Source organism: Okeania hirsuta (assembly GCF_003838195.1).
GTDB lineage: Bacteria > Cyanobacteriota > Cyanobacteriia > Cyanobacteriales > Microcoleaceae > Okeania > Okeania hirsuta.
The window spans coordinates 20,802-27,509 of sequence record NZ_RCBY01000091.1; the positions used below are offsets into that span (position 1 = coordinate 20,802).

Genomic DNA, 6,708 nt, shown 5'->3' on the forward strand with positions numbered 1-6,708 from the left:
TGTATTGATTATACCAGGACTTACGGAGTAAAGCTGCATATAGTATATAGTTTGGTCATTATCGCTGATCAAACCACTATAATTAGTGCCGTTGCGTAAGTACTGTATATATAAAATATCTATAGTTTATGGTACGATAAAACTCAACATAAATTCAGTTTCTAGGAGTGTAATTTATGGGTACTCATCAGAGAAACTAAGTGGTAGTTAAAATTATGCTTATAACATCATTGATAGTAGTTACAGTTGTCAGTGTTATGCTAGGGATAAGTTGTGCTTACTGGTTATGTGAAAAGCGGTTAAAAAAACAAGCGAAAAGCTATGAAAAACAATTACGAGAAACCCATGAACAAATCTATGATCTTGAGCAAGCACAACAAGAAGAAATTAAATTATTAAATATAGATTATCAACAGAGAATTAAACAAAAAGAAGAACTTGAACAACAACTCAAACATAGCTTAGAAGAAATTAAAGTTTTAGAAGTAAAATATCAGAAAAAATTGAGAGAAAAAGTCAACTCCGAAAAACAATTAAATAAACGCAACAAAGAATTGCAAGATAAAATTAAATTAATACAAGCAGAACATATACATAATTTAGAATCGGCTGAAGCAAAATCACAAGAAAAAATCAGAGAATTGACAGATAAATATTGTCAGCAGATAGTAGATTTAGAAAAAGAACATCGACTTAAAAAACAAAAAATTAACAATTTTTTGCAGGTAAAATATCACAAAAATATTCAATATTTATCAGAGACTCATCAGCAAAAAATTCAAGAAATTACCAGATATTTAGAAGAAAAAAATCAACAAGAAATTTTCAGGTTGAAGAAGTATCATAAACAAAAAGTCAGAGAAACTATTAAATATTTAGAAGAAAAACATCAAACTAAGCTCCAAGTTAAAATCAAAGAACTAGAAGAAATTCATCAAGAATCTATCTTAGAAGCAATAGGAGCTATAACTACTCAACATCAAAATCAGCTTCAGCAAAAAATCAAGGAATTAAAACAAAAATATGATACTGAGCTTCAAGCAACAATTAAATCTCTTAAAGCTAAGCATGAAAGTCAAATTAGAGAACTTATGCAATAATATCAAATCCGGCAGCATCAGTGTAATTAGATTCATAGTGTAGGGAGTGTGGGGAGATGGGAAGATAAAAAAAGATGTGGCAATAGCGCTGTGATGAAACATTTTTTTATACCGAACCCGAGTGGATTTGATATAAATTCAAAATCGAACACTCTATCGGAGCAGAAATTTGGGACATTTATTCCAAATTGAGAGGTAATATCATGTCCGTTAGTATCGTTTGTGTAAACCCAAGGGTAAATATCTACAATAGAAATTTCGGTTTTTTCTTGCTCAATAGTCTTCCTCCCTTTTCCCTCTTCCGTCTTCCGTCTTCCCTCTTCCTTCTTCCTTTTTCCTTACCTTTGCTATACAATACCGATGCTACCAGACATAATATTAATGTTTTTATTATACCATTTTAAAAAAAGAAAGAATGTTACAAATAATCAGATCAATCAAAAGACTTTACAGGAGATGTTCCTTTGACGACAAAGATAACTTACGACCTAATAAATTGTATTGAAGCTATTCATTCTGACTCCTGACTCCTGTACGTCGCCAATCCGACGGCTCCCCTACCTGACTCCTAAGAAATAACCTAGCTATTTGTAGCAAAGATTTATAAAATTGGTATTACACTTAATCATCCGGACATATATAATATCAAATCCGGTTAAACAACCATAGAATGGTTAAGTTAGGAGGAGTCAGGAGTCAGGAGTCAGGAGTCAGGAGAAGAAAGAATTACAAAGATGAGCGTAGTTATGACAATTGAAGATTTTTTTTATGTCCAATTAAACGGATTTGATATAAAACCGAGAAAATACAGAATAACTCAATTCTCAACTAGGAATAGGTCTTCTATCACTTAGTAGTGAAGCGCGAAAGATGTTTGTTTGAGAGTCTAATTAAACTTTGATAAGATTAAATGAATATAGATAATTTCCCTACTGATTAACTCTCAATTATTTAACTTTTTAATAAACATCAAGGTGTCTTGGTAAGATTGAATCCTACCACCTTGTTGATAAAGTTCTGCTGCTTTTTCTAAGTCTTTTATTGCTTTTTGAAGTTGTTCATTTGCTGTGGTTATATCTGCCATTTTTTGATAAATAAGACTATTTTGATAAAAAACATGAGCACGATTATAATAGGCATCAGCATACCCTGGATTCAGTTCAATTGCTTTAGTATAATCTTTGATTGAACTCGGATTTCGTGTTATTTCGTGAGGATTAACTAACAAACTCCGGGCGATACCCATATTAAAATATATTTCTGGGGTATTATTAGGTTGCTTTTCTAAAGCACGATTAAAATTAGCGATCGCCTCCCAAGCATCCCCTTGATCCAAATAACTTATACCTCTAAAATATAAACCTTCAGCGCTCTGAGGATTAATTGTTGAAACAGGAGAACTAACTGTAGGAGTATCATCCAAAATTAAGTCTGAAGGATTAATACCAGCATCAGATAATTTTCTGATAAAACTATTAATAGGAACCGCAGCATTAAACCCTGTTTTAATTGGCGCTACATCTCCAGAATTAGTTTGAGCAAAACCAAATTCTCCTTGTCCATGAATACCAATAATGCGACCATCAGAATCAAATACTGGACCACCACTCATCCCACTCCAAGTAACAGCTTGATAACGCAAAGTATAACCTTCCGGGCGACTTTTAGGGCGACTGGTTACTAATCCTGGAGATAATTCTGGTGCCCTTTCAGTGTTAAATAAACCGCCAGTAGCAGGATAACCAAATACATATATTTGGGAACCAATAACTGATTGTTCAGAATTACCTAAAGTCGCTACTGGATATGTTTCTGTAGTTTCAAATTTAAGTATAGCTAAATCGGGTTCTTCATCATTTGTCTGTAAACTCACTACCTCTACTACTGAATAGTCTTTTTCTAGATTAGTTCTAATACTATATTTAATAGTAGAATCTTCTACTACATGATTAACAGTAAGGACAGTATAAATATTACCATTTTTAGCAATAATAACACCCGAACCATCACCTAAGTTACTATTGATTTGGACTGTAATTGGTATGGCAATTTCTGCCACTTCTTGAGCCGTTTTAGCATTTGCTGCTGTCGAAATATTAATAACAATTGCTGCTACTGTAGCAGTACCTAATAAATAAGTATTGAGAGAATTAAAACGAGACCAAATCATAATTTTATGATCCTAGAATCTAGACAAAGTGAATATTAGATGACTATTTACTACAAATGACGTAAATTAAAGAAATTTGTTCTCCATCTTGAAGCAGAGTATATAATATTAATTTTTTAACTACTGATTATCAGCAAAATCTACTAATTGATGTTGACTACCATACTACAATTTATAGCGCTGTGCGCAGGCAACAGGCAACAGGCAACAGCTCCGGAAGGGGGAATAAAAAACCGATAATATAAGACTTATAGCTATTGGACAGTTATTGTAATTTGTCAATATGCCAGCGCACATTGCTATAGTATAGTAATCAATGCAGAATTTGTAAAAAATTAAAAAATAGATAATAAAATCTGAAACTCTGACCACTATTCTCTGATTCTAAAGTCCCTATAAATTTTATACACAACCACACTGAGAATAGCTCTGCATACCAATTATTTTTAATTTAGCTAAACTAAAAAAGAGGCGTTGCATATTTGTGGGATGAATTGTATGCTTGGACAAAAAAGAAGTATGAAGTATTAAGGATGAGATTTACCTGTTCAAAAAAGATTCATCCCGCCTCTCAGCAACGCCAAAAAAGAAAATGTATCATCACAAAAAAACATTATCTCTCAATAAATATGCATAGAAAATCCACAAATATTACTTGAAATATTGACAAAAAATTGATATTTTTGACCTAAATATTAATAAAAAATTAATCCAAAATTAAAATTTATTGTTGATCATAAAAATATGAATATTGACTAGATATAAATAAATGTCGCCCAACTAAAATTGATTTCGGCTTTGATAATATCAAACCTAGAAATATTGTTTTGTAAAATCTCTGAACAAATTAAAAAATTACCTCAAGAAAAATAATAATGGCTAATATAAATCACAAACTCAGATCTACCAGCACAAGTCTAAGGCTTGGTTGTGCCATTATGAGTGAAAGTAATGAGACAAATACTATTAAATACGATTTTGAGGTATCTCCTCATCGTGGACCTGCTACCGGGAATAACTATTACGGGTCTTTCAGTTTTAATGGCTCGAAATTAACTGGCAAAGGCATAGAATTTATAAAACTTGATAACTTTGACTTGAGTTTTTTAAATTTTGACTATAGCAACGCTGATTTATTATTTGGAGAAGCTGTATTTAGAAATGGCAACTTTCTAGGATTAATTGCAAGTAGCGAAGAGTTTTCTTTTGTCTCTGGATTTTTAGATTTATCTGAAGCATATTTTGCCTATGATATTAACTCTAATTTTGGAGCCGCAGATCTAACATTCTGTTTAAGACAAGTTACTGATGATAATTTTGAAACTATATATAGTTCTGAAGCTAGTTTTCTAATGTGAGCATAGACTTAAATCTTGGAATAACAGTCTAATTTATGAAGTAGTATTTCTGTTGCCTATCTAAATGTTGCCAAATGCTATACTTAGGTAACACTTCAGTTATTAAGTAATTAACACTGGCCAAATGACTTTGTACTAATTAGCAGCCCAGTTAATGTTAATTATTATTATCTTTACTTCTCTCTAGGAAAGTTGCATATAACGTCCCTACCTACTCCCCGACTCAAGAAAATATAGAAAAGTTTTTGATAAATGGTATTATTCTTCTTCATCGCTCCTAATACTGCCGTCTGGCATAATTGTATTATCAAAAATTACCCCATTTAAGTTAGCATTTTCTAAATTAGCATTAGTCAAATTAGCATTAGTAAAATCAGCTCCATTTAAGTTAGCATTTTCTAAATTAGCATTAGTAAAATCTGTATCACTCAAGTCTGTGTCACTCAAATTTGCACCACTTAAATTGGCATTACTAAAATTAGCAGAATTTATTTCTTGTTCGGATAAATCTACATTACTTAAATCTTTGCCACTCAGGTCGCTGCCATAACCAATAAACATTAATCCTGCTTCATCAGGGTCAATTTCTGGTGGTATATCCTGTGGTTCTAAGTACCAAGCATTCTGAAAATTAACATTAGTATAGTTAGCTTTACTCCAACCAGACATAGCTTTAATTTGAGCATGACTGAAGTCAGCATTACTCAGATTTGAACCCTGAATATAAACATCATAAAAAGTTGTGTGACTAAGATTCGCATTGTTCAAATTACACTCATCAAAAGTAACTTCGCTTAAATCTGCATGACTAACATTTGTACTACTCAAATTACAGTGCATAAAAGTGGATTGAAATCCACCCATTTGAGTTAAATTAGCATTAGTAAAATTGGAATCATCTATGGTGCTATGGTCATAACTTGTATCTGTTAAATCTGCATTGGTTAAATCTAGATTTTGCCAAAATATTCCTTCTAAGTTAACATGACTGAGATTAGCATTTCTGAAAGTAGTATTTTCTACTTCCGTACTAACTAATTGAGCATTACTTAAATTAGCATTATCTAAATTCACATTTTGTAATTTTGCTCTACTGAGGTTGGCAGAACTAAGATTAATTTCCTCTAGAGAAATATTGCTTAATTCCAGATATTTGAATTCAACACCAGAAAAATCTCTTTCTCCAGCTTGATAGCGTTGGATTAATTCATCGCTATTCATATTTTTTTCTCCAGTAGTAAATGGGAAAATAATATCATATAGCAGAAGGAAGAGGGAAAAGGGAAGAGGGAAGAGGGAAGAGGGAAGAAGGAAAAATATCGCTTTGTCTGAGTTTTAAGCTAAGGAAAAAGGAAGAGGGAAGAGGGAAGAGGGAAGAAGGAAAAATATCGCTTTGTCTGAGTTTTAAGCTAAGGAAAAAGGAAGAGGGAAGAGGGAAGAGGGAAGAAGGAAAAATATCGCTTTGTCTGAGTTTTAAGCTAAGGAAAAAGGAAGAGGGAAGAGGGAAGAGGGAAGAAGGAAAAATATCGCTTTGTCTGAGTTTTAAGCTAAGGAAAAAGGAAGAGGGAAGAGGGAAGAGGGAAGAAGGAAAAATATCGCTTTGTCTGAGTTTTAAGCTTTTAATCTATCCTAACTTTTCACCTACCACCTAAAACCTTCTTCAAAAAGAAAAAACAGTGTGTAAGGTACCAGTAAAAATTGTGCCATTACTCTTCTGATTGCTAGAATCAAAAACAACTTGCAAAACAGGAAAAATCTGAATATTATCATTCACGGCATAATTATAAAAAACTGCCAAATTTGTCTGAGTTGAATTACCGAAAAATTGTGGGTATGCGCCTCCCCTTTTCAGGGGATAATAAGCGGTCGTTAGCGCAGCTTCCCGAAGGGTGGGATGGCGTACTTCGGAGCGGGTCTGTAAGAACGGGTCTCCTCGCCATATCCAATCGACCAAGAGAAGAAAAATTTTCATGATTAGTCAATCCTCTTCTTTTCCAGGAGAGGTAATAATTAGGGTTTGCGCTCAAAAGTATTTTAGTAGGGGTAGGAGACAGGAGACAACCCACCCCTCGCCCCTCCC

5 protein-coding genes are annotated in these 6,708 nt (G+C 33.0%); 2 read left to right on the forward strand and 3 right to left on the reverse strand.

The genetic code is table 11. From position 1 onward, the window contains the following. Positions 1 to 200 precede the first annotated feature (200 nt). Positions 201 to 1,100: a coiled-coil domain-containing protein gene (locus D5R40_RS16385; RefSeq protein WP_161565001.1), complete on the forward strand. Its 900-nt coding sequence runs from the start codon at positions 201 to 203 to the stop codon at positions 1,098 to 1,100. 943 nt (positions 1,101 to 2,043) lie between these two features. Here the strand turns inward: D5R40_RS16385 and D5R40_RS16390 are convergent. Further along, positions 2,044 to 3,270 (reverse strand): tetratricopeptide repeat-containing S1 family peptidase, encoded by a 1,227-nt coding sequence (locus D5R40_RS16390; protein ID WP_124143530.1) that lies wholly within the window; start codon positions 3,268 to 3,270, stop codon positions 2,044 to 2,046. An 875-nt stretch (positions 3,271 to 4,145) separates the two neighbouring features. Here D5R40_RS16390 and D5R40_RS16395 point away from each other — a divergent pair. Continuing rightward, positions 4,146 to 4,628 (forward strand): hypothetical protein, encoded by a 483-nt coding sequence (locus tag D5R40_RS16395; protein ID WP_124143531.1) that lies wholly within the window; start codon positions 4,146 to 4,148, stop codon positions 4,626 to 4,628. A 258-nt stretch (positions 4,629 to 4,886) separates the two neighbouring features. Here the strand turns inward: D5R40_RS16395 and D5R40_RS16400 are convergent, their stop codons facing one another. Beyond that, the gene (locus tag D5R40_RS16400) at positions 4,887 to 5,849 is read right to left on the reverse strand and encodes a pentapeptide repeat-containing protein (RefSeq protein ID WP_124143532.1); all 963 of its coding nucleotides are present in this window, start codon (positions 5,847 to 5,849) and stop codon (positions 4,887 to 4,889) included. 439 nt (positions 5,850 to 6,288) lie between these two features. Continuing rightward, positions 6,289 to 6,600 carry a carbohydrate porin gene (locus tag D5R40_RS16405; RefSeq protein WP_124154915.1) on the reverse strand — a complete coding sequence of 104 codons (312 nt, stop codon included), beginning with the start codon at positions 6,598 to 6,600 and terminating at the stop codon, positions 6,289 to 6,291. Positions 6,601 to 6,708 lie beyond the last annotated feature (108 nt).